Origin of the sequence: Cyanobium sp. Cruz-8D1, from assembly GCF_024345975.1 — a bacterium.
Lineage (GTDB): Bacteria > Cyanobacteriota > Cyanobacteriia > PCC-6307 > Cyanobiaceae > Cyanobium.
The window spans coordinates 1-23,943 of record NZ_JAGQCD010000005.1; the positions used below are offsets into that span (position 1 = coordinate 1).

General features: G+C 59.9%; 15 protein-coding genes. 9 read left to right on the forward strand and 6 right to left on the reverse strand.

Annotated elements, in window-relative coordinates; translation table 11 throughout:
* The 4 genes from KBZ33_RS04575 to KBZ33_RS04590 form a co-directional block, all read left to right on the forward strand.
* The coding region (locus tag KBZ33_RS04575) for a hypothetical protein (RefSeq protein ID WP_255011566.1) at positions 1–5,744 on the forward strand (5,744 nt) is incomplete at its 5' end.
* A gap of 6 nt (positions 5,745–5,750) precedes the next feature.
* Positions 5,751–6,647 carry a hypothetical protein gene (locus KBZ33_RS04580; RefSeq protein WP_254950652.1) on the forward strand — a complete coding sequence of 299 codons (897 nt, stop codon included), beginning with the start codon at positions 5,751–5,753 and terminating at the stop codon, positions 6,645–6,647.
* A gap of 6 nt (positions 6,648–6,653) precedes the next feature.
* On the forward strand, positions 6,654–9,791 hold the full coding sequence (locus KBZ33_RS04585) for a peptidase domain-containing ABC transporter (protein ID WP_254950654.1): 3,138 nt from the start codon (positions 6,654–6,656) through the stop codon (positions 9,789–9,791).
* Positions 9,792–9,808: 17 nt separating this feature from the next.
* The gene (locus KBZ33_RS04590) at positions 9,809–11,302 is read left to right on the forward strand and encodes an HlyD family secretion protein (RefSeq protein ID WP_396107947.1); all 1,494 of its coding nucleotides are present in this window, start codon (positions 9,809–9,811) and stop codon (positions 11,300–11,302) included.
* A gap of 1 nt (position 11,303) precedes the next feature.
* On the opposite strand, the gene KBZ33_RS04595 is transcribed toward KBZ33_RS04590, so the two are convergent.
* Together KBZ33_RS04595 and KBZ33_RS04600 are read right to left on the reverse strand one after the other, a co-directional pair.
* The gene (locus tag KBZ33_RS04595) at positions 11,304–13,253 is read right to left on the reverse strand and encodes a hypothetical protein (RefSeq protein ID WP_254950656.1); all 1,950 of its coding nucleotides are present in this window, start codon (positions 13,251–13,253) and stop codon (positions 11,304–11,306) included.
* 575 nt (positions 13,254–13,828) lie between these two features.
* Positions 13,829–14,566, reverse strand: coding sequence for a glycosyltransferase family protein (locus tag KBZ33_RS04600; protein ID WP_254950658.1), 738 nt, complete (start codon positions 14,564–14,566; stop codon positions 13,829–13,831).
* A gap of 130 nt (positions 14,567–14,696) precedes the next feature.
* Between KBZ33_RS04600 and KBZ33_RS04605 the strand changes: the two genes are divergently transcribed.
* Positions 14,697–15,248 carry a hypothetical protein gene (locus KBZ33_RS04605; protein ID WP_254950660.1) on the forward strand — a complete coding sequence of 184 codons (552 nt, stop codon included), beginning with the start codon at positions 14,697–14,699 and terminating at the stop codon, positions 15,246–15,248.
* Entirely contained in the window at positions 15,245–16,402 is a 1,158-nt protein-coding gene (locus tag KBZ33_RS04610; RefSeq protein WP_254950662.1) for a glycosyltransferase family 4 protein, read from the forward strand. The genes KBZ33_RS04605 and KBZ33_RS04610 overlap by 4 nt, the downstream gene beginning before the upstream one ends.
* Here the strand turns inward: KBZ33_RS04610 and KBZ33_RS04615 are convergent.
* The gene (locus tag KBZ33_RS04615; protein WP_254950665.1) at positions 16,369–17,151 is read right to left on the reverse strand and encodes a CmcI family methyltransferase; all 783 of its coding nucleotides are present in this window, start codon (positions 17,149–17,151) and stop codon (positions 16,369–16,371) included. The genes KBZ33_RS04610 and KBZ33_RS04615 overlap by 34 nt on opposite strands.
* Before the next feature lie 206 nt (positions 17,152–17,357).
* On the opposite strand from KBZ33_RS04615, the gene KBZ33_RS04620 reads away from it, so the two are divergent.
* Both KBZ33_RS04620 and KBZ33_RS04625 read left to right on the forward strand, forming a co-directional pair.
* A complete protein-coding gene (locus KBZ33_RS04620; RefSeq protein ID WP_254950667.1) occupies positions 17,358–17,954 on the forward strand; it encodes a DapH/DapD/GlmU-related protein in 597 nt (198 codons plus the stop codon).
* 42 nt (positions 17,955–17,996) lie between these two features.
* Positions 17,997–18,608, forward strand: coding sequence for a hypothetical protein (locus KBZ33_RS04625; protein WP_255011567.1), 612 nt, complete (start codon positions 17,997–17,999; stop codon positions 18,606–18,608).
* Between the two features lie 140 nt (positions 18,609–18,748).
* Here KBZ33_RS04625 and KBZ33_RS04630 read toward each other — a convergent pair whose 3' ends face one another.
* Positions 18,749–20,056, reverse strand: coding sequence for a glycosyltransferase (locus tag KBZ33_RS04630; RefSeq protein WP_254950671.1), 1,308 nt, complete (start codon positions 20,054–20,056; stop codon positions 18,749–18,751).
* A 384-nt stretch (positions 20,057–20,440) separates the two neighbouring features.
* On the reverse strand, positions 20,441–22,054 hold the full coding sequence (gene ribBA / locus KBZ33_RS04635) for a bifunctional 3,4-dihydroxy-2-butanone-4-phosphate synthase/GTP cyclohydrolase II (RefSeq protein WP_396107997.1): 1,614 nt from the start codon (positions 22,052–22,054) through the stop codon (positions 20,441–20,443).
* Positions 22,055–22,224: 170 nt separating this feature from the next.
* On the opposite strand from ribBA, the gene argC reads away from it, so the two are divergent.
* Positions 22,225–23,289: an N-acetyl-gamma-glutamyl-phosphate reductase gene (gene argC, locus KBZ33_RS04640; protein ID WP_254950675.1), complete on the forward strand. Its 1,065-nt coding sequence runs from the start codon at positions 22,225–22,227 to the stop codon at positions 23,287–23,289.
* Here argC and purN read toward each other — a convergent pair.
* Positions 23,280–23,939, reverse strand: a complete 660-nt coding sequence (gene purN / locus KBZ33_RS04645) for a phosphoribosylglycinamide formyltransferase (RefSeq protein WP_254950887.1) — start codon at positions 23,937–23,939, stop codon at positions 23,280–23,282. The genes argC and purN overlap by 10 nt on opposite strands.
* Between the last annotated feature and the right edge of the window lie 4 nt (positions 23,940–23,943).

Sequence of the window (23,943 nt, forward strand, 5' to 3'; positions counted from 1 at the left end):
TCGGCACCATTTCAGCTGGCACTGAAAACGACACGATCAGCATTAGTGGCGGCAATGTCTCCCTGGCTCAGGGCGAGGCCGGCACTGACTTCATCAGCATTAGCAACACAGCCAACATCGACACGATCGATGCTGGCGCCGATAACGATTCAATCGTCGTCTCTGGTGGAACGATTGATTCGATCAACGCTGGTACAGAAGCTGACTCGATCGTCATTTCTGGTGGCAGCATCGGCACCATTTCAGCTGGCACTGAAAACGACACGATCAGCATTAGTGGCGGCAATGTCTCCCTGGCTCAGGGCGAGGCCGGCACTGACTTCATCAGCATTAGCAACACAGCCAACATCGACACGATTGATGCTGGTGCTGATAACGATTCAATCGTCGTCTCAGGCGGCACGATTGATTCGATCAACGCCGGTACAGAAGCTGACTCGATCGTCATTTCTGGTGGCAGCATCGGCACCATTTCAGCCGGCACTGAAAGCGACACGATCAGCATTAGTGGCGGCAATGTCTCCCTGGCTCAGGGCGAGGATGGTGATGATTCGTTCAGTGTCACCGGCGGCACTACCAACACCATCGATGCCGGTGCTGGTAATGACACGATTTCGATCCAGAACAGCGCTCCAGTCAGCCTGGTTCTGGCCGGAGCTGGTTCTGATTTGGTGTCGATTTCTGCTTCGGCAACTTACAGCTATGTTGTAGATGCAGGCACGGGTGATGACACTGTCTACAGCGGCCTCGGTAACGATTCAATTGTTAGTAGCGATGGCAATAACTTCATTGAGGTTCAGGGCGGCAATAACACAATCTCCGTAGCAGGATTTGGTAATAACACAATCCAAACGAGCGCTGCAAGTGGCAACACTGGCAATGATTCGATCGTATCCACCAGCAGCGGTAACGATTCCATCGTCTCCGGTGGTGGCAACGACACGATCGATGTCTACGCAGGCAACAACACCATCAGTTCCGGCATTGGAAACGATCTGATCTTCACCGGCACGGGCAACGATTCTGTGCTTGCTGGCACCGGCGACGACACGATCTTTGGCAGCACCGGTGACGACACAATTATCGGCGGCGGCGGCAGTGACTACCTCACCTACGAAAGGCTGAATGCCCAGCTGCTGGTTCAGTTCTCCGGTACTGAGGCCGGCACCGTTCAAAGCTACAACTCCATTTCAGAGGCTTCCACCGCCGATGGTGACTTTGACCAGCGCCTGACCACCAGCACGGGAACCCTGCTGTTCACCGATCAGTTCAGCGAGATCAACGACGGCCTGCGCCTCAGCGAAGGCGACGACCGAGTGGTGTTTGCTGGCCCCAGCAACTCAAGCTTCGGCACCACGATCAACGCCGCTGGTGGTGGCCTCGACATCCTCGATTATTCCGGCTTCGGCGAAGCCAACCCAGTACTGGTCAGCCTCACTAGCAACAGCAGTGGCTATTCAGTTGCACTCACTCCCAGCATCACCTTCACGGTTTCGCAATTCCAGAACGCCCAAGGAATCGGTAGTGGTTTGTCCTCTGCCGCCGATGCTGGCAAGGATGGGTTTGTTCAGAACTTCGAAGGTGTCATCGGTGGCAACGGCAGCGACACGATCGTGGGCTCCAGCGCCAACAACTTCCTGGTGGGCAACGGCGGTGATGACACCATCGCTGGTGTGGGTGGTTCAAACACCATCTTCGGTGGTGAAGGCAATGACATCATCATTCCCGGCGCGAATGGCGATAACAAAGTTGATGCTGGTTCTGGTTATAACATTTTCTACGTCAATGCGCAGAACCTCACGCCAGGAAATGAATATCTCCCTAATGCAGCTGCCCGCAACGAATTCAAGCTGATCGATGCTGGCGCCACTACTACTGGGCCAGCTGGCGATTGGGACCCTGGTGCTCAGGGCATCAACGTGCTCTCCGGTGGAGATGCCAATGGCAGCGACTACCGCACCCTTGAAGCTTCTAATGGCGATGACACCTGGACTCTTTCTGGCACTGCCCTGAGCAATATCGGTTATGTCGACTTGGGCAATGGAAACGATTACGTCTCCACTGCCACCGTCAACAAGGGCACTCCCTTCAATGTCACCTACAACGGTGGAGCTGGCACCAACGAGATTGAGCTCAATCTCACCTTCGGCCAGTTTGCCCTGCTCACCCAGGCTGGTCGTTTCGGCAGCGACATCCTCAGCTACACCGATGCCCCCGGCAGCGCCACGTTCAGCAGCGATCTGCTGAACATCAACGCCACTAACTTCCAGTCCGCCAGTGTGGGCTTCATCTCCCCCGCAGCCTTCAACCTGCTGCTGGTGGATCCCACCGCCACCACCCAGAACCGGGTGATCGGTACCAGCGGCGGCACGGTGCTCAGTGGTGGCGACCTCAGCATCGACTCCGGCGCCAACGCCCGCACCGAGGCGATCGCCACCTCCACCCCCTTCCAGTCCAGCGCCCTGGCCGATGGCACCCAGGTAGCCGGTGCTCTGCAGAGCCGCTTCACGGCCGGCGCCGATCTCAGTGGTGTCGCTTCCGCCAACCAGCAGGCCGGTACCCTCGCCACCAGCGTTGCCGAGCGCGCTGAAGCTGTCACCGGTGCCTTCGGTTTCGGCGCCGATCGCAGCGACTTCAGTGCCGCCGGCAGCGTCTCCCTGCAGCTCACTGGCCGCGTCGCCGGTGGCGCCAATGCTGGCAGTGCCGCCACCGTGGTGCAGGCCGACTCCGCCATGGATGTGGCCGGTGGCATCGACGCCAATGTGAGCGCAGCCGCCTCCCTCAGCCTCGATGCTGCCGCCGACAGCAATCAGTTCAGCATTGCCCGCAATGTGTCCGGCCTGAGCGTTGCCAACCTGCGCTCCAGCGTCGCCGGCCTCGCCGACACAGCGCTCGGCGGCAGCGCCAACTTCGTGAGCGCCGGCGACGATGCCCGCATCACCGCCAGCGCCAGCGGCACCAACAGTGTGCTAGCAACCAGCGTCGGCGGCCAGAGCCTGCCGCGCCTGTCCGTCTCGATTCCGGCAACCCCCGCCGAAAGCAAGGACGTGGTGGTGGCTGGTGCTGCCGGCGCCCCCTTCCCCTTCCTTGATGGCGACCTGGTGGTGTTCAACACCTCCTCGGGCCAGAACAGCAGTGGCGAAGGTGGTGTGGTGGCAGGACGTCGCTACTACGTCTCCGACGTCAACCCCGGCCTGCGCACCCTGCGCCTGCGCGATTACGCCTCCACCGTTTCTGATCGCGTCACCTTCTTCGGTGCCGCCGGCTCCACGATCACCATCCCGGCTGCCGATGCCTTCAGGCCCGGTGCGGCCATGGCCGATGCCTCCGCCATGGCCACAGCGGTGGATCTCAACCGCAGCCTGCTTGCCGGAGCCGGCGTCAGCAGCGGCGCTGAGCTCAGCCTTGACGCCTCTGCCAGCCAGCTGCTCGATGTTCGTGCCACCAGCGTCACAGGCGAGGCCGTTGCCGGCCTCAACCGTCTTGGCGGGCAACGCGGTGCCATCGGCAGCGACTCCCCCGCCTGGAGCCAGGTGACGGCGATTGACGCCTCTGTCATCACCGCTGCCAGCAACACCGACTTGCGTGCCAGTGCCAGTGAAAGCGCCAGCCTGGTGGCCAGCACTACCAATGGCTCCAGTCTCACTGAGGCCAGTGCCCGTGTGCTCGGCATCAGCAGTTCCCCCGTAACTGCCGGCGACAACCTCAACGCCATTACCAGTGCCACCCTCAGCCTCAATGGCCAAGCCCTGAGCACCGCTGGCAGTGCCCGCGCCCTCAGCGGTGCTGGTGCCGGCGCTGCCACCTCCACCAACGCCAGCGCTGCCACCCTGGCCGATACCACCTCCCAGGTGATCGGCCTGCGCCAGGCCAACCAGTCGGCCGGTGCGGATCTCAATCTCAACGCCAGTGCTGATCTCGAGCTCACGGCCCTGGCCCGCACGGTGGACGGCAGTCGCCGCCTCGATTTCATCCAGGCCAACGGTGATTCTGGCCAGGAAACCTTCTTCGCACCCAACAGCGGTCTGGTCCAGGGCGATCTGGTGCAGCTCTCCGGTGCCACTCCCCAGACGGCCGACCTCATCCCCGACACCAACTACTGGGTGCGCGATCTGGCCTTCGGGGCCATCGGCAGCGGCAACACCATCACCATGCCTAACGGTGTCAGCTACACCAACGGCATGACGGTGGTGTTCCGCCTCAATGACGCCGCCGCCGCCAACCTCGTTGACGAGAGCGTCACCCTCAGCGTTAACGGCATCACCCTTGGCCGCACCTATTTCGTCACTGGCGCATCAGGTGGCACCTTCCAGATTGCGGAAACCGCCGGTGGCACGGCGGTGCCGCTCACCAGCAGCAACAGCCTGCCCAGCGGCCTGATCGACGGCGAGCGCTTCCAGCTCAGCTCCGCCGCCGATCCCTTTGCCCCTGTCGTTAACCTCGCTGACGGGGCCACGGCCAACATCAGCTTCAGCCAGATCGCCACGGCCTCCGCCTTCGCCGGTGGCCGGCCCAGTACCACCAATATCGGCTCAGCTGCCCGGCTCGATCCCAGCCTCGAGCGGGCCCAGGTGCTTGGCATCAGCGGCAACCACAGTGCCGGGCACAGCATCAGTTCTGGCGCCGATGCCACGGTGATCGCAGCTGCCGCCGCCAATCTCGACAGCCGGGCCATCAATGTGGCCTCCCCCGCCAGCGCCGGTGCCGCCGCCAACGTCACCGGTATTGATGGGGTGATGATCGCCGCTGCCGCCGACGGCAGCGTGCGCGCCACCGCTGCCGCCGATGCTCAGGTGGCCGCCACCACCACCGGCAGCTCCGCCAACAGCGACTTCGCCCTCGCCAACACCCTGGTGGATGTGATCGGTATCCGCAGTCGCGGAGCGGCCGACACCACCACCATCGCCGCTGACGGAACCATCACCGCCGCCGCCCGTATCGGCAGTGGCACCACCGCCAGCACCGTGGTGGGCAACAGCGATGCCCTGGCGATCCTCAACGCCACCGCCATCTCCCTGGCCAACGCCGGCGCCTCCACCACCATCGGCGGCGTTGGGTCGATTTCTGCTAGCGCCGACCTCGGCAGCCTGGCGGCGCCGATCCTCGTATCCGCCACCAGTGCTGCCAACGGCATCGCCCGTGCCAACCTCGCTGGAGACGCCATTGGCATCTTCGGCACGGCAAACGGCAGCGATTACCCCCTCCTCCAGCCCGGTGCAGCCGGCGGCGACCTCACCGCCACCGCCGTCACCAGCGCCCGTATCAGCGCCTTCGGTGTCGCCGGTGCTGCCGAGGCCTTCCTGGCCGACGGCGCAGACCGCACCGCCCCCGCCCTGCTCATTGGTATCCAGGACACCGCCCTCGCCTTCGGTGCCGGCACCAACACCCTCACCGTCAGCACCACCGGTGTGGTCAACCTCACTGCCACCAGCACCGCTGCCAACGCCAGCGCCGGTGCGGTAACCAGCGGCATTGGCCTGTTCGGCTCCAATTCAGCTACCCCCGTCTCGATCGACTTCGACCAGTCCGGTCGCATCGCCATTGCCGCCAGTCAACGCTCCTTTGCCCAGGCGGTCAGCGTCAACGGTGTCAGCATCGCCAACCTGGTGGACCAGGTCGTCGGCATTGAGTCCCAGTCCATCCTTGCCGCTGGTACGCTTCAGATCGGCGGCAGCGCCACCTCTCAGCAGCTCGCTAATGCTCGCTCGGAAGACTCCAGTGCCAGCGCCAGCGTTCGCTTGTAACTTTTCATGCACGATCTCATCGATCCCGCATTCCGCGCCGATGGGGCAGTGTTTCACTCCCGGCTCACAGAATCCGTAGGCTCGGCGGCGGGTCTTCCTTTCCCTCTCTTTTTGCAGCAGGAGGGCCTTCTTCAGCGCATGGCCAGGGAAGCGGCCCTTGCCGCCACCGTGAGCGGGGTCGCCTTCTCCGACGATGAACACCCTGCCGTGATTGGGCGGCTCTGGGAGGGGCTCGAGGTTGATCCGCCTTTGAATCTGCATGGCGATTGGCTCTCCCTGGTGCCTGCCCCGCAGCAAGCGGTACTGCTGCAGCGCTGGCAGGAGCTGCGCCTGCAGAAATACATGGATCTCACCTACAGCCATCGCATCGACGCCTACTTCCTTGAACGTCGCGCCGAGTTGGAACGGGTCGTGTACGGCATGATTCGCGTGCGTAATCAGGGAGCCGCCGAAGAGCTTTATCTGCGCCTCATTGACGACTCCGCCGATTTCACCCAATTGGCCTGCGCCTACTCCCTTGGGGATGAGCGCTACACCCATGGGCTCGTCGGCCCGATGCCGATTGGCCAGCCCCACCCCTCCATACGACAGGCTCTCATCCCTCTGGCGGTTGGTGATATCGCTCCCCCGCTGCGTATTGACGACTGGGTCTTGATCCTGCGCATGGAACACCGCGAACCCGCGTGCCTCAACGAAGCCACACGCCAGCAGCTCACCACGGAGTTGTTCGAGGCCGACCTGGCCGCTTTTCTCGCCGAGCAGGACCTCATCGCGGCCCTCGACACTCACGCTTCGGCACAGGTCCCTGACCCTGGCAACAGTGCCGGCATCGGTCAGACCGTTGACATCAGCCACACGGAAGTGGGCGAGCCAGCTGCCCTGCCAGCTGGCCAGTCGGGTTGATCATCCATGGCTGATGCTGCCCAACTCCAGGCGCTGCTGCGCTCCTTTCCCTTCCTATCCGACCAGCCCGACGAACTGATCGCCCTGCTGGCCTCCCGGGCGCAGCTCATTCGTTATGCCTTCGGCCAGCCGATCGCTCGGCCCGATCGCACCACCGGTCAGGTGTTCTTCCTGCTCCAGGGCACGGTGCGCTCCGTTGTCATGGCCGATCGTTTTGCCCGTCGTGTTGCCACTCTCCAACGCCATGAGGTGGGAGCTGTGCTCGCCTGGAGCGCCCTCAGCTGCGATCGCAACTGGGAAACGCTGCTCGCCTCCACCAACACGGTGCTCCTGGCCGTTCCCTACGACACCTTCAATGAAGGGCTGCAGCGCTTCCCGGCTCTGGCCACCCGCGTGCGCGGCAGTGTCAACCCAGCCGAGCTGTTCGCCGTCCTCGACCGCTACCTCAACGACTACCCCCGCCTGTTGACCGATGAACTGATCCGCGCCGCTGTTGAACTGGCCGACAACACCCCAGCCGTCACGGTGACCCAGGCCAGCCTCGGCGACCTGCCCCGCGATCCCAACCGACTCTGGCTGGTGGCGGCTGGCCCGCTGGCTCTGGGCAGAGCGATCCGCGGCAACGAACTCGTTGAGGGTGATGCCAACGCTCCGGTGCGCTTGCTGGCGGTCGACAACCTGGCGCTCCAGGCCATCCTCAGCCCGCCCGCGCCTGCATCAGACGCCACTGCTCCAGCTTCCGGCGCGCCCGCGTCCGACTGGCAGCACCAGCTGCTCCAGACCTGGCAGCTGCAACAGGAAAGCTTTGATCCAGATGCCATCCCTCCCGGCCAGGCCCTGGTCGAGGTGGAGATCCCTGACGAAGCGTCTGACGACCGCCCACCCGCAGCCTTTCCCTACTTCCGCGGTGACAAGCCGGTGGATTCGGCGATTGCCGCGTTCCGCATGATCTGCGATCACCTCAACCTGCCCTTCCGCCGCGAACTGTTCCGCCGGGTGTTCACCGACCATGCCAGTCGCAAGGAAGGCATCTCCTTGGCACTCTCGGGCGCCGTCGCCGAATCGATCGGCCTGCAGACCCAGCTGCTCAATATCCAGGTCGACTCCATCCTCCGGCTGGAGACACCTTTGCTGGTGCGTTGGGGTCAGGGCCTGGCTGTGATTTATCGCGTCAGTGCCACCGCGCTGGTGCTCGGTGTGCCGTCGGGTGGCGCCGGCAACCGCGAAATCTCCTTCGAAAACTTCCGTGAACTCTGGGGTGATGAAGGTGAGGTGCTCACGCTTGCCGCTAACAGCCTCACACCCACCCGCAAGTTTGGCTTCAGCTGGTTCCTCCCCGCAATCCGCCGTCATCGTACGGTGCTGATTGAGGTGCTGCTGGCCAGCTTCTTCGCCCAGTTGTTCGGCCTCGTCAACCCACTGCTGATTCAGCAGGTGATCGACAAGGCGATCATCAACTCCAGCCCAGACGCCCTCGGTTTGCTCGGCACGATGCTGGTGCTTTTCGCGCTGTTCGAAGGCCTGTTGCTCACCCTGCGCACCTTTCTGTTTGTCGACACCACCAATCGTATCGATCTGTCGCTGGGTACAGCGGTCATCGACCATCTTCTGCGCCTACCGATCAGCTACTTCGATCGAAGACCGGTGGGCGAAGTCAGCAGCCGCATTGCTGAACTTGAAAAAGTTCGCGGTTTCCTGACCGGAACGGCACTCACCACCATTCTTGATGCGAGCTTCGCGATGCTCTATCTCGTGGTGATGGTGATCTACAGCTGGCAGCTCACCTTGCTCACTCTGGCCGTCATCCCCATTTTGGTGGTGCTGGTACTGTTTGTCTCTCCGATCATCCGTCAGCAGATCCAGCAAAGGGCCATAGCCAATGCCCGCACACAATCGCACCTTGTCGAAGTGCTGAATAGCATGATGACTGTTAAAGCGCAGAATATCGAGCTGCGGACGCGCTGGCGCTGGCAGGAGCTTTATACTGATTTTGTAGCTGAAGGTTTTGACAATACCCTAACAAGTACAATAGCGGGCAATATTAGCAACTTTCTCAATACACTCTCGAGTTTGCTTGTGATCTGGGGTGGTGCTTATCTGGTTTTGGCTAACCAGCTGACCCTGGGTGAATTAATCGCTTTCCGTATCATCTCGGGAAACGTTACTGGTCCGCTCCTGCGTATGACTTCAATCTGGCAGAGTGTTCAAGAGGTTTCCCTTTCTCTTGAGCGGCTCAGTGATGTGATCGATACCCCTCAGGAGGCCGACGAAGATAACTATAAGCGCATGGTGATGCCAGCCATCAAGGGGGAGATTGATTTCCAGAATATTGAATTCCGTTATAAGCCTTCCTCTCCTCTGCAGCTGCGTGGCGTCAATCTTCACATTCCAGTAGGTAGTTTCGTTGCCCTTGTCGGAACGAGCGGGTCTGGTAAAAGCACGCTCACAAAACTTGTGGCCCGTCTCTATCCCCCGGAAACCGGGCGCGTGCTTGTCGATGGCATTGATATTTCCAAGGTGGAGCTTTATTCGCTTCGCAGGCAATTAGGGATTGTGCCTCAAGACACTGTGTTGTTTGATGGCTCGGTTGAAGAAAACATCGCCCTCACCAATCCAGACGCCACCACAGAAGAGATCATCCAGGCCGCCACCGTTGCCGCTGCCCATGATTTCATCATGGATCTGCCTGCTGGCTACGCCACCCAGGTTGGGGAGAGGGGTTCAGGCCTTTCCGGCGGCCAACGCCAGCGGATTGCTATCGCCCGCACCATCCTGCAGCGCCCCAACATGCTGATCATGGATGAGGCCACCTCGGCGCTCGATTACCAAACAGAACGTGTTGTCAGTGAAAACCTCATGGAATCGCTGCGAGGCTCCACCGTGCTGTTCATTACCCACCGGCTCAGCTCGATCACCAATGCCGACCTGATCATCTGCATGGGACAGGGAACCGTGCTTGAAACCGGGAGCCATCGTGAATTGATGGCTTCCAATGGGCCCTATTCCGTGCTCTTTCGCCAGCAAGGCCGCTCTGGCGGCAGCTCCTCATCGTCCTCCGGTTCCGGATCTTCGTCGTCCTCTTCCGGCTCGCGCAGCAGCACCCCTGTCATGCGATCGCCGAATCGCGGTATCGGCACCGCCTGAGCGAGAGCCCCCACCCCATGCCCCGCTTCCGCAGTTCTTCACGGCCCCGTAACCCCTTCCGGCGGGGTGGCCAGACTCCCCCGCCGCCGCCGCTGGCGGCAGAGACACTTGCTGCAGGGCGGAATCCGGTTGATTTCATTCCGGAACCGAACTCGCCGTTACCTGAGCTTGGTCAGCCCCCCGGTGGCGGCCCCCCCGGTGGCGATGTCCCCGGTGGCGATGTCCCTGGCGATGAAACGCCGCCGCCTAATCCACTCGGGCGGCGACGCGTCACCCTGCCGCGCTCCACCCGCGTCTGGAGTCGTGCCATCGTCTGGAGCTTGATTTTCATTACCACCGGCGGCACCATCTATGGCCTGGTGGCTCAGATCGAATCGTCTGTCGCCTCACCGGGAACGCTGCGACCCATTGGTGGTGTGTCTGAATTGGCACCACCTTTGAATGGACTTGTTCAGCAGGTGCTGGTGAAGAACGGCCAGCAAGTGCAACGCGGACAGGTCCTCGTGCGCCTGCGCGATGATTCAGGTCCGACCATCCTCAACAATCTCAAACGCATCCAGGCGTTCTGGACTTCGGAAGTGCGGGTGCTGGCTCGCCAACTCAATATCGGACCTCTGCCCACCGAGCCGGATGCTCTCGCCCAGCTTATGGCTGATGAACTGGAATTACAGCTTCGCGTAGAGGCTTCCCAACGGGAACTTGCTCGCACCAAGTTCCAGTCCGGCCAGCAATGGATTGATCTGCAGGGGTTGCGCGCCCAGCTCAGCACGAACGAAAACATCAGTGCTCGTATGCGCTCGCTCGTGTCCCAAGGGGCGATGGCTCAGCTTGATCTGGATCGCCAGCTCGAACGTCAGCAACAGATCATCACCTCGATGAAACGCACGGAGAACGAATGGAAATCTTCGGTACAGCGCGTTGAGGAAGCCAGGCTTAAATCATTGCAGATTCCCGCCGCTGAACGCCGCCAGGTCTTCACGCGGTTCAACAATGCCAGGCAGCAGCTCATTGAGGTGAACAGCAAGCTCAGCGACCAGCAGCAACGCGCCAGCTTCCAACTGTTGCGGGCTCCAATTTCTGGCAAGGTTATAGATGTTAAAGCTAAGGTCGGAGAACTCTCCAGCCCTGCAGAACCTGTCCTCCGAATTCTTCCCAACTCTCCTCTGGAAGCCCATCTGGATGTCAGTAATCGCGATGTTGGTTTCTTACGCAAGGGCATGAAAGTTGATATTCGTATCGACTCTTTCCCCTCCACTGAATATGGATCCATCACAGGATTTATTACCAGTATCAGCGATGACGCCTTGCCGCCGGATGAAAAGAATCCAACTGAGCACTTCAGTGTTAGTGTAAAGCTCAACAAGCAGCAACTGAGCCGCAGGGGTGTCAACTACAGCCTGCGACCGGGCATGAGTATCACCGGTTTAATCAATCTCAATTCGCGGCCCGCCCTTTCGCTCATCACCGATCGCTTCAACCGCTTCTTTGAATCCAGTCGCACAATTCGCTGATTCAAGCTCTACTGGGCGTATGAATCCCGAGCGTTGCGCCTGGTAACTGGGCGATAACGCGGAACGCGTCCTGGCCCGATGCGCCAAGCAAAATCAACTCGGCAGAATTCTGCCCCGACGTCAGCAGCGGAGAGGTATTCACCGCCAGTTGCGACGATCCGGGATGGCTGCTCATACCACTCAGCAACTGCTCCAGTGGGGCAATGGGTAAGAGCTTGGCATCACCGATACCCTCGGCCCCAGTGGGTGTCAGACGCAGTACACCTGACTGCCTCTCCCACAACAACTGGTCAGATACCCCGCGGGCGTCTGCCAGATCCAGCCCCTCAATCACGGGCAATCCGTAACGCCCATCCCAACCCCCTGGCACTTGGGCCTCAATGCCGGACAACACCACGCGATCGCTCAGGGGATTCAAGCCCACCTGCAGACCCGTGGACGCCTCCGATTCCCATGGACTCCACCTCAAAAAGAAGGTATCCGAGCCACCACCACCAAAGAGACTTCGAAAATAACCAGATGCTGCCAATACATCATCTCCCTGCCCGCCTGTCGCCGCCTCAAAGCCAGATATGCCACCCGATAGGCCGCCATAAATGGATGAGGCCTTGCCCAGGTCCAGATCTACGAAAACCGGCAACTCCCAGCTCAGGAACTCCAGTCGATCCAGGCCGTCTCCGCCCAACAATCGACCCGTGATGGAAGCATTAAAATTCATAATCACAACATCATCTCCGGAACCAGTGCTCAGTTCTTCGATGTTATAAAAGCGCAATCCGTTAAAGAATCCCTGATCCTTGCCATTCAGTGTTACCACATCTCGTTGGCCTACCGGTAATACTCCACCTTCAAGCACATCAAAACCAGCCCCACCATCTAATTCCCCCGCAAGCACCTGATCTTCAAACTTAAACACTTCATCACCGCTGCCACCATTGACCACCCCACCAAGCATGCTGTTGATGATGATGTTGTTCGCGCCATTGCCCATAGAGATGCTGCTGCCCTCTCCAAGTGATTCCTCCAGGTACAAGGTGTTGTTACCTTCACCGAGATCAATCGCTGAATTCAGAATAGATCCATTAATGCGGACCCGGTCGTTTCCTGATCCCATTGAGATGCTTGAGTCGAGCATCCCAATGCGCTCAAGCTGTATCTTTGTTGTTTTGCTTAGATAGCGACTGCCAAGTTGATTAGCAAGATTCTCGTCGATACGGGTAAAGATCGTTAGGTCATCACTACCATCACCGAATACAAGCTCACTGGCTTCGATGCCCACTGCTCGTGCATTCAGTTCAAATGACCAGTCGGCATCGTTCTGGAGTACTGCTGACTTGCTGAAATCAAAGTCAAGGCCAATGTCCCAGGCGTCTCCGAGTGTTGCCCCCTGATTGCTTTTGTAAAAACCGGAATTAATTGTTACCGTATTAATTCCAGGGCCTAGCATGGCAAAGCTATCCTTCATTCCCTGAGTCAATAGATTGAAGACAAGGTCGGTATCTGTGCTTTCTCCCACGCCATAAAAACGTAGATTTGTGAGTGCCTCAAGCGCCAACAGGTCATCGCCAGCGGCTGTATGAATGCTTGAGTTATCGGCCGCCGCGCTGCGCGACCGTACATTGGCGTCCGTCTTGCCGGCCGCCATAAGGGCCAGTGGCAGCAGCTCATCAACGCGGAACACCAACAAATCAGTCCTATCCCCAGAAAGGATTTGAACGTTTAAGAGTGCAATATGATCAAGATCTAGCTCGAGAGATGCGTCGTTAAACAGCGAAGTGGCTGAGCTAGGCACGAACCGATTAGTAATCACTTCCTGGGATGTCTGAACCTTCCCGGTGTAATTCAGAAGTGATCTCTCAATGCCCACTTGCCGTGCCGCTGTGATTGATCTGGCGTCGCCAGCAATAGAGCGGGCAGTGCTTCCCGATTCCCCCTGAACGATCACCAGCACCAGCTGGGGCAGTGGAGAGGGGTCGGGTCCAGGCGGTGGTTCTGGGGGTGGTTCTGGGGGTGGTTCAGGCGGTGGTTCAGGCGATGGCGATGGCGAAGGCGATGGCGACGGTGATGATGATGATGATGACGATGATGACGGTTGAGGTACCTGGGACTCGGGGACTCCTGTGTCGCTGTCCTGTTCATCGCGGCGGCTTTCGCTCTGGAGCCCACCCTGTCCACCCTGGCCTCTCAGGCCGCCACCCTGTTGTTGTGACCCCTGGCCGATGCTGCCATCGATCCGACGACTGGGCAGGTCCGGTTCACCCTGTTCCAGCGGACGGATGTTGATGCTTCCGCCCCCGCCGCTGAATGGGCCGAATTCAACAGGGCCCTTCAAGAACACCGGTCCACGCGGCAGTCTTTCTCCAGCTGCCTGTGCTGCCTCCTGAAACAGATACAGCAGCACCAGGCCAAGGGCGCCACCTGTGAGCACACCCTCCAGGCTCACCCGTCTGCCATCCCGCTTAAGGGTCAGCTCATCAGTCAGCCGCTGCAGTTCGATCTGTCGGGCTCAAAACTATTGGCACGACTCTACTCCAGTCCGATTGACATGTGATCGGCTGGTGCAGCGGGCCAGGGTTTGCCAGACCATTTGCCATGAAAGCGTGATACAGCCTCCTCCCAGGCACCCTCGTGGGATCCAGCACTGCCGTGGGTGCAGGCGATCGGCCAGGTGCCGAGGCGCATGCCGAGCGCCAGGGCCGACCTGCAGAAGTCAATGTCGTAGGCGTGGAAGCGAAACTGGGGATCAAATCGCAGCCCACTGCGTTGTAGAACCTCAACTTTGGCGGCTAGAAGCACCCCATCCAGCACCATGCAGCGTCGCGGTGTGGGTCCATAGGCACTGGGTTCCACCAGGCTGGGATCCCAGTGATTCAGATACCCGCTGGGCCGCCGCTGGGACCACTTCCAGCCGCCATTCTCACCTCGTTCGAAGTACCAGTTGCCCTGCTGTGCACCCGCTTCCCCCTCACCGGCCAGTCCCACCAGATCAAAGTGGCGCAGGGCCCGCTCTAAGCGGAACTGGAGAAACCAGTCGTGCACGAACAGATCGTCATGCACAAACGCCACAATCCCCTCAGGGGGCAACTCAGCGATGGCTTTGTTGTAGATCTCAGAGAGACCTTGGCAGTGCTCGCCTCGGTTGCCAGCCACCAGGAACAACCGCGGGCGCAGGGCTGGTGGAAACTGGCGCAGACTTCTGCCCAGCAGGGTGGACCGTGAGAAATGACTCGGATACTGCTGGCTGGCACAGACAAGCGTGAGCATGACCTCGATGATCGTCCAAAGCAGCCTGTCTACAGAGCCTAGGCTGAGCAGCCGGCTGAACGGTCCCCGATCGCGATCGGTGACATGTCGGCCCGTTGGGTTGATGATGGGACGATGCCACGCAGCGGTGATGCTCAACAACACGGCCTCCAGTAGCAGCGGCCTCCCTCCCATCACCAGCAAATCACGACGGCGCCTTGTCAAGGCTGGCCATGTGCATTGCTTCCACCGACTGCGCCTCAACGGCGGCGGAATGGTTCTGATTGCCACGGTGGCCCAGGGTCACGTGGTGCCTTCGACCTGGGCCACCGCCTATGCGTGCCTGCCGGACAGTCCGCAGCTGCTGGTCAGGGATATCCACTTCGAACCGTTCAGGCTGGATGAGTACAGGCAGACCTACAACCTGCGCAGCCTGGAATGGCTCGACAGTCGATTCATGTTAAAGCTGGCACTGGAGCAATGCCTGATGGACATCGGCAGGCATTTGAAGGAAACGCAAGGAGCTGACAGCATCGTTTCAATACCTGAACCTATTGACCGCATTGACCTGCATATCATGCGCGCTCAGGGGGCTTTGCCCTATCTCCAACAGCTCATGGAACGCTGCCGAGACCATCTTCTTCTGTTCCAGGACTTGCGCCTGGTTCATGATCTACCGGCGCCAACTTTTGGCACCCGATGACAGAGTCTCTGCGTATTCTTTTGGTGAACCATGGACTCGCTGGCGAGATGTTGGGGGGCGACGGTGTGCAGATTGAGGCCACCGCAGCAGGTTTGCGACGCCGCAACCATCAGGTGCGCGTGGCCTGCTCAAACCAGCCTGATACCACCGGGGTCGACCTTGTCCACATCTTCAACGCACGTACCGACCAGGCTCTGGCTGGTCAGTTGGCGGCCGCCCGCGAGGCTGACCTGCCTGTGGTAGTCAGCCCGATCTGGATTTCGCTCACCCAGGCGCGCTGGGGATCATTGGCAGCACGCGGTGTGCTGGAGAAGCTCCAGCAGGATCCAACCATTGGAGAACGCCTGTTGAAGCAGCTCATCGCTCGCACGCTCGCAGTGAACTTTGCTGGGGACGTCCTCCATTTCGATCAGGCAGGTCCAACGGCAACAGCACAGTTGAACCGCATCGCCAGGTTGCTTGAGGATGTTGATGCACTCCTCCCCAACAGTTGGCTGGAGCTAGCTGCCGTGCGCCGTGACCTTTGCTGGCGAGGCACCCAGGTGCAGATTGCACCATACGGTGTGGATCCGAGGTTATTCAGCGATCCAGATCCTGAGCCCTTTCGCAAACTCAGCGGTTTGAGGGGTCCGTTTGTGCTTCAGGCAGGGCGGGTTGAACCACCGAAGAATTCCGCCATGCTGCTGCAGGCACTTCGCCACACCGATCTGCCGGTTGTGCTCGCGGGACGACACGATCTGGATCCTGGTTACACCGAACTGTGCAGGACGATTGGTGGAAGCCGGCTGCATCTCCATGGCCATTTATCACCTGATCTACTGGCTTCGGCCTATGCAGCCGCGGCGGTCCACGTGCTGCCTAGCTGGTGCGAGACCTGTGGCCTCGTCACCCTCGAGGCAGCCCTCGCTGGTGCCCCTGTTGTGGTGAGCATTGCTGGCCACGAGTCCGCCTACGTGGGGTCTGATGCCTGGTATTGCGATCCGGCAGATCCCTGCTCCGTGCGCAATGCTGTGGTAGGCGCCATCGACGCAGGCCGCAATGACCCTCGAGTGCGGCGGTTACAACGGAGGATCCTGGCTGAATTCAATTGGAATGCAATGACTGAGGCAAGCGAGAGAGCTTACTCCTCGGCATTAGGTTTGCGACGTAAGTAGCCATCAGCGAAGTTAGACAAACCAGAGGCACTCAAGTAAGTTTCACACCGCTCAAAGGCATCAGACTCAGCAAGGAAACTGGCGATTGCTGTGCGTGGATTGGAATCAACGAGGGAACGGTAAGGTGCCACGGGTGTACCAGCCAAATCTGCAAAGCTTGTATCGGCAACAATCAACAGACCATCTCTATCGACAAACTTCTGGTAGGCCCGAATCTCCGCCAAAACATGATCACCATCATGCCAGTCATCGAGAAAAACCAGCACGGGGCCGCTGGTTTTTGCAACATTTGCAGCAACAGTTTCAAGCACACCTGGTTCAAGGCTGCTGCCAACAAGCCATTCTGATACAAAGCGAGCCAGGCCCTGCTCGCGGCGCACTGCCTCGGCCTCAGCAGTCGGTCTGATGTCAATTGTAATGACGCGTGACTGCTCAAGCCCGAGCAATGAAAGCATGGAGGCAAAGAAAAGGGCACAGCCGCCGTACTTTGTCCCCGTCTCGATGATTAGCCCTGGCCGAATAGCTGTAACGGCCTGCTGCAGGCCCATTAGATCATCCGGGAGTTGCCAGATCGGTACACCCAGCCAGTGATTGCGAAACCAACCTTCGTTAGCCGCCACCTTCAGCATGACGTGCCGCAGATCGCGAACCAGATAATTACTGATCAGATAGGGGGTGTCTGCACCGCTCCCTATACTGGGGGAGGGGTTTTCGGCAAGCTTGCTTGGTCTTGAAATGGGTGAAGACATGATGAGAGGCCAGGGCCTTGAGGGGCGGTTCAACGGGCGGCTAATGGGATGCTTTGACAGCGTCCAAAGACCGAGACCATGCCATTGCTGTCCTAGTGTAATCATAGGATGAAGCACCACTGCGCTGCGCAGACATTGATCCATCCCCAGGCATCGTGATTCAGCCCAACCCAGTCTGTTCTGGCCTTGATATAGCTGACGGACCCATGGATCCGCCGCATCCGGCGACCCTTCCTCCTGGATCAGCAGCCGGTCTCCTTTACCGTGGCATCCATCCCAGCACTGTTGTGACTGGTGGCGCGACCATTGAATTTCCACAGACCACCATCATTGAACCCTTCTGCAGCTTTGTCATGGGCCCCCATGCATCGTTCAGCATCGGAACTAATGTCACAATCTATTCGGGGTGTACTTTTCGAAGTAAATATGGCCATTTTGATATCGGCAATGAGGTCTCTTTCGGTCCAAATTGTGCTTTTTATGAACTCAGGGCAGGACTATTCATCGGCGACTACTCAATGATCGCTGCAGGTGTCTGTGTATCAGGGGTGAACCATGGCATGGATCCTACTGCCGGTCCTTATAGATTTCAAGCGTCAGACAATCGCCCTGTCCGTATAGGTCAAAATGTTTGGATTGGCATGAACTCTACAATTCTGCCAGGGATTACGATTGCCGACAATTCAATAATTGGCGCAGGTAGCGTGGTTTCACGTGATATTCCAGCTGGTATGATTGCCTATGGTAATCCTTGCCAAGTGATTCGCCCCGTCAGTGTGTCACCACAGCCCGGCCAAAGCTGAGTTTCACCCAGCTTTCCATTGGCTTATCCGAGTTATCGTTGTATGACCCCCTTTCTTTCCTGGTTTACGGGACCCGCTCCGGTTATGAATCAGTCTCAAAAGCTTTTTATGGCCTGTGGCGATGAGCGCCGAGATGGCTACCTGCATGTGGATGCCTTCGCTTCCAGCAATCCAGATATTGTGCATGCGATTGAGCAAACCCCGTGGCCGTTTGATTCTGATCGGTTTTCTGAGATTGTGGTTAACCATCTTTCACGAGTTGGCAGGGAAATATACCAGCAGAAATCGATTCTTGGTGAACTCTTCCGTGTCAGTGCTGCTGATGCAACTGTTATTCTCAACTTGCCCTGGATTAGGCACGATTCTTTTTGGTCAGACCCAACACATGTCCGACCGTATTGTCCGGAGACATTACAGCTTTTATCCAGTCAATATTGTGGTTCCCTGCGTGAACAAGGAGTCGCCCATACTTCACTCGCTGAGCTTTTTGGTATTAATTTTGAATTGATTTCTATTGTTCAAACTTATGATCCTATTTGGTGGCGCAAGCTTCAGGCTGGGGAGATCAGCCGTGATCAGCTTCGCGAGGCAGCATCCTTGCACTGGGGTGTTGTGCGCACTTGGACTGCGACATTGCGCGCGGTCAAGGCGTAGGGAATGACTTCATGTTGGGTAATGCTGGCCCAATTATGTCCAACATCATTTTGCTGACCCGCTGTTCGAAATTACCTGATCGCTAGCAGCGCACAGTCTATTCAATAGGTCTGTATTCTCGGTACAGGATGCCTGGCTGTTTAAGCTCCATTCATTAAAATCGATTCCAGTTCAGCAGGCGGGCGCAACGGCTCAGCAGGGTAGATATCTCCTCTGAGAAGCCGATCTATCATCTCAATCTGCTTCGGCAGGCATACGCTATGAAGGTCGTAGCGATCGACAACTGTCTGGCGAGCTGATCGCCGGAGATGCATGTAGTCTTTGGGATTAGCCAGCACCTTCGCTACAGTCTTAGCTAAAGCTTCGTGATCAAGGAAGTCAACTAGTAATCCATTTTCGGCATGTCTAATCATCTCTTGGACTGGTGGCGTGGCTGACCCCACGACCACGCATCCGCAGGCCATCGCCTCAAGCATGCTCCAACTTAGAATAAATGGTACTGTCAGGTATACATGACAAGCGCTCAGGCGAAAAACACGATGCAGGACGGAATGGGGAACCTGACCCACAAAATGTACTCGTTTTGAATCAATTCGACTCGACAACTCCCTCATCATGAACGTTCGCCAGTCCCCACCGTCTGGTGGAGGGCTGCCATATCCTTTTCCATCTCTACCGACGATGATTGCTCTCATGTTTGGACGGAGCTGTTGCAATAGTGCGAGCATCCGCATAAAGATATGAAAGCCACGGCAAGGCTCCAGGTTGCGACTGACAAATGTCACCACTTCATCTCCTGGGCGAAGCACGACTCCATCCCTGGACAAAGTAATCTCACCTGTTTCTCCAGGTGGTTCCTCTGGCGTGATCTTGGTCGTATCTATGCCTTCATGGACAACAACAGCGCGATCTCGATAGGCAGTTGGTATTGAGCTCCATTGCCACCATGTTGAGGTAGTCGCACATGTAAAACTATCAAGCGCGAGTAATTGAAAGTTTCTGCGTATGCGAACACCTGTTACATCCATCCAGGTTGGATGATGAAATTCTTTGTCGAATCCATAGTCTGCCCCTTTAACATTATAAACAAATTCCTGATGGTGAATTACGGGTACGCCGGGGAGGATGTCTGCCAATGCCAGCATCTCTCCCCACCCAGAGTGACCGATCACTAGGTCAGGCTCAAAGCCTTCTCCCATCAATTTCAGGATGGTCTGTGCAACTGCAGCCCCCCTGAGCACTTTGGTTTGACTATCAGATAGCAATGGATGGCATTCGGGAATGATGCCACTGGGCGCAGGATCGTAGCGGTGAAGGGGGATGCCCGTTAGCTCACTTGCCGTCTCCAAGCCGATGGCAATGACAGTATCGCCTCGATCCCTCAATGCCTGAGCCAAGTGAAAATACTGGCCTGGGAAGTTTTGGTGCAGAAAAAGTATCTTCGACATGGCGGCTTGGCAGCTGAAACTCAGAATTCAAATCTAAGCCCTGATCTTGCCGAAAATCAAGAAGTAGTATCAGCGTGTCCGGCCTGGCTTTTCTTGGTATTTCATGAGTCACATGCTTGTTCGAGCCCCCTGGGCGGACTGCGTGCGTTGCATGCCAGCATTGGCCAGTCTCGACATGGGTCGAGATGGGTTGACTTGAATTCAGTTCTGCATTCTGGTGATCATCTTGAAATCCTCAGTCGCTATGCTTTCGTCTCTGTAATAGTGCCTGACTTTTAGATGGCAATTGCTCCAAGGCCTTTGGGCTTGTATTTGCTTCACTGCCACTCCGCTAAATTCCAAGTCCGATCGGCCTGGCAGTTTGAGTGGAAGCTCCGGCTCAATTCAGCGCCACACAACGAATGCCCCCGGTTGCAGGCTAAGTCGCGGGCAGCTTTCGTTTTCGCCAGGACTGAGGTCCTTCAGATCGCGAAACTCGGCCTCCAGTGTTGCGTTGGGGTGGGTCAGGCGCTGGGCATCGGGGGCCAGCAGCAGCGAAAGGCGCTGGCTCCCTCCCTGCTGCGTCAACTGCTGCAGGCTGGCGGCTAGGTCGGCGGCGCTGAGCAGGCGGCCGTCTGGGCAGCCCAGCAAGAGCGCCAGCTGCGGCTGATCAAGCAGGGCTAGCAGGCGGGGATCGCTCTCGCGTTCAAGCAGCAGACCTTGCTCCCTGGTCCACCCACGCAACCTATCGAAGGCCTCACTCAGATAAAGGGGGTCCCGCCCATCCCCGCCATCCCAGCCAAGTAATGCTGTCAGTCCGTGGTACTCCTCTTCCATCAGGTGGCCAAGCTTGATTCGCTTGGTTTGGAGGTAGGCGGCGTTGTGCAGGCCCGGATCCATCACCAGCGGCACCCGATCCTCCACCTGCAGCCCGTAGCCACCGAGGCCGGCGATCTTGCGCGGGTTGTTGGTGATCAGCCGCAGCCGACGCACACCGAGATCACTGAGGATCTGGGCCCCGACGCCGTAGTTGCGCAGGTCGGCGGCGAAGCCGAGCCGTTCATTGGCTTCCACCGTGTCGAGGCCGCCATCCTGGAGGCTGTAGGCCTTGAGCTTGTTGATCAGGCCGATGCCGCGGCCTTCCTGGCGCAGGTAGACCACCACCCCCTCGCCGGCGGCCTCGATCATGCGCAGCGCCGCCTCCAGCTGGGGGCGGCAGTCGCAGCGCAGCGAACCGAAGGCATCGCCGGTGAGGCATTCCGAATGCACCCGCACCAGCACCGGTGCCGTCGCCCGCTCCGGATGGCCCTTGACGATCGCCACATGCTCGCTGCCGTCGAGTTCGTTGCGGTAGCCGATCGCCCGGAAGGAGCCGAAGGCGCTCGGCAGCGTCGCCTCCGCCTGGCGGCGCACGAAGCGTTCGGTGTCGAGCCGGTAGCGGATCAGATCGGCGATCGAAATCAGCCGCAGGCCATGGCGGTGGGCGTAGTCCACCAGTTGGGGCAGGCGCGCCATCGAGCCATCGGCGTTCTGGATCTCGCAGATCACCCCGGCCGGATACAGGCCCGCCAGGCGGGCCAGGTCGATCGCCGCCTCGGTGTGGCCGGCCCGCTTGAGCACGCCCCCTTCCCGGGCCCGCAGGGGGAAGATGTGGCCCGGCCGGCGCAGATCGCCGGGGCGGGTCTCCGGGTGAATCGCCACCTGGATCGTGCGGGCCCGGTCCTCCGCCGAGATGCCCGTGCTCACCCCCCGCTCCGGTCCAGCGTCGACGCTCACCGTGAAGGCGGTCTGGTTGCTGTCGGTGTTGCGATCCACCATCAGGGGCAGATCGAGGGCATCGAGCCGCTCCCCTTCCATGGCCAGGCAGATCAGGCCCCGGGCCTCGGTGGCCATGAAATTGATCTGCTGGGGTGTGGCGAACTGGGCCGCACAGATCAGATCGCCTTCGTTCTCCCGGTTCTCGTCATCCACCACCACGATCGATTCGCCGTTGCGGATCGCCGCCAGGGCATCGGCGATGGCATCGAAGTGAATTCCCGTGGACTGGCGTGGGCCGGACAGGACGGTCAAGGGATGCAAAGGAAGGGGAAGGCCGGCGCCCGCAGGGGCGCTGGACGTGGCCGATCCCTGAAAGGATCGAAGCTCATTTATAGGGTGCCGGTACGATCCAGCGTTCTTCGGCGTTCCGCATGGCTGGACAGCGCGTTGCGGTGATCGGTGCCAGCGGCTACGGGGGACTGCAGACCCTCAGGCTGCTGCAGGACCACCCCCATCTCTCGGTGAGCTTTCTGGGCGGGGAGCGCAGCACGGGCAAGCGCTGGAGCGAACTGGTGCCCTTCCTGCCCCTGGCCGACGACCTGGTGGTGCGCGCGCCGGACCCGGACGCGATCGCCGCCGCCGCCGATCTGGCCGTGCTGAGCCTGCCGAACGGCCTGGCGGCCACTCTGGTGCCCGACCTGCTGCAGCGCGGCGTCAAGGTGGTGGACCTCTCGGCCGACTACCGCTACCGCTCCCTGGCCCGCTGGCAGGAGGTCTACGCCGCCGAAGCCCGCCAGGTGACCCGCCAGGACGGCGAGCTCTGCCAGGAGGCGGTGTATGGGCTGGTGGAGGTGGCCGAGGCCCGTATCCGCGAGGCCCGCCTGGTGGCGGCCCCCGGGTGTTTCCCCACGGCCAGCCTGCTGGCCCTGCTGCCGTTCCTCGAGCAGGGCCTGATCGAGACGGGCGGCATTGTCATCGATGCCAAGACCGGCACCTCCGGCGGTGGCCGGGCGGCCAAGGAAAACCTGCTGCTGGCCGAAGCCGCCGAAGCGGTGGCCCCCTACGGGGTGGTGGGCCATCGCCACACCAGTGAGATCGAGCAACTGGCGGCCCAGGCGGCGGGCCAGCCGATCCAGCTGCAGTTCACCCCCCACCTGATGCCGATGGTGCGCGGCCTGCTGGCCACGGTCTACGGCCGCCTGCGGGACCCCGGCCTGACGGCCGAGGACTGCACGACCCTGCTGAAGGCCTCCTACCGCCACAGCCCCAGCGTGCAGGTGCTGCCGGTGGGGGTGTACCCCTCCACCAAGTGGGTGCGCAACACCAACCGCTGCCTGCTCTCGGTGCAGGTCGACCTGCGCACCGGCCAGCTGATCGTGATGAGCGCCATCGACAACCTGCTCAAGGGCCAGGCCGGCCAGGGGGTGCAGTGCCTCAACCTGCTCAGCGGCCTGGAGGCGGGAACCGGCCTGCCGCTGCTGCCCTTCTACCCCTGAGCCAGCCGCTGGGCGGCCAGGCTCACAGCCAACGGCAGGATCCGATGCTCCTGAACCTGGATGCGGGCGTGCAGCCGCTGCCGGTCATCCCCCGCCAGCACCGGCACGGCCGCCTGCACCAGAATCGGTCCGGCATCCACGTCGGCCGTCACCAGGTGGGCGGTGCAGCCCGCCAGGGTGACCCCGGCGGCCAGGGCTTCCGCCACCCCATCGGCGCCGCGGAAGCTGGGCAGCAGGGAGGGGTGGATGTTCACCAGCCGATCCGGGAAGGCTTCGATCAGCACGGCGGTGACGATGCGCATCCAGCCCGCCATCACCACCAGATCGACCCGGTGCTCCCGGAACAGGGTGATCAGGGCCGCGTCGAGGGCCTGCCGCGACGGCTGGCGGCGGTGGTCGATCACCTGGCAGGGGATGCCGAGCCGTTCGGCCCGGCCCAGGGCTCCGCAACCCTCCCGGTTCACCGCCAGAACGACCACCTGGCCCTGCAGTCGCCCCTGCGCGCAGGCCTCCACCAGGGCTTCGAAGTTGCTTCCTTCGCCGGACGCCATCACCGCCAGTCGCAGCGGGGCCCCACCGGCCGGGAGCCGCTGTGGCCATGGCCACTGGAGAGATCCGCTGGGATCGCTATGGTCGGCTGAATCGGGCATTGCG

What these genes read in the sequence shown, in the direction of transcription:
- KBZ33_RS04580 (WP_254950652.1), top strand. Translation starts at nt 5,751, where the DNA reads ATGCACGATCTCATCGATCCCGCATTCCGCGCCGATGGGGCAGTGTTT.
- KBZ33_RS04585 (WP_254950654.1), top strand. Translation starts at nt 6,654, where the DNA reads ATGGCTGATGCTGCCCAACTCCAGGCGCTGCTGCGCTCCTTTCCCTTC.
- KBZ33_RS04590 (WP_396107947.1), top strand. Translation starts at nt 9,809, where the DNA reads ATGCCCCGCTTCCGCAGTTCTTCACGGCCCCGTAACCCCTTCCGGCGG.
- KBZ33_RS04600 (WP_254950658.1), bottom strand. Translation starts at nt 14,566, where the DNA reads ATGCTCACGCTTGTCTGTGCCAGCCAGCAGTATCCGAGTCATTTCTCA.
- KBZ33_RS04605 (WP_254950660.1), top strand. Translation starts at nt 14,697, where the DNA reads ATGCTCAACAACACGGCCTCCAGTAGCAGCGGCCTCCCTCCCATCACC.
- KBZ33_RS04610 (WP_254950662.1), top strand. Translation starts at nt 15,245, where the DNA reads ATGACAGAGTCTCTGCGTATTCTTTTGGTGAACCATGGACTCGCTGGC.
- KBZ33_RS04615 (WP_254950665.1), bottom strand. Translation starts at nt 17,151, where the DNA reads ATGTCTTCACCCATTTCAAGACCAAGCAAGCTTGCCGAAAACCCCTCC.
- KBZ33_RS04620 (WP_254950667.1), top strand. Translation starts at nt 17,358, where the DNA reads ATGGATCCGCCGCATCCGGCGACCCTTCCTCCTGGATCAGCAGCCGGT.
- KBZ33_RS04625 (WP_255011567.1), top strand. Translation starts at nt 17,997, where the DNA reads ATGACCCCCTTTCTTTCCTGGTTTACGGGACCCGCTCCGGTTATGAAT.
- KBZ33_RS04630 (WP_254950671.1), bottom strand. Translation starts at nt 20,056, where the DNA reads ATGTCGAAGATACTTTTTCTGCACCAAAACTTCCCAGGCCAGTATTTT.
- argC (WP_254950675.1), top strand. Translation starts at nt 22,225, where the DNA reads ATGGCTGGACAGCGCGTTGCGGTGATCGGTGCCAGCGGCTACGGGGGA.
- purN (WP_254950887.1), bottom strand. Translation starts at nt 23,939, where the DNA reads ATGCCCGATTCAGCCGACCATAGCGATCCCAGCGGATCTCTCCAGTGG.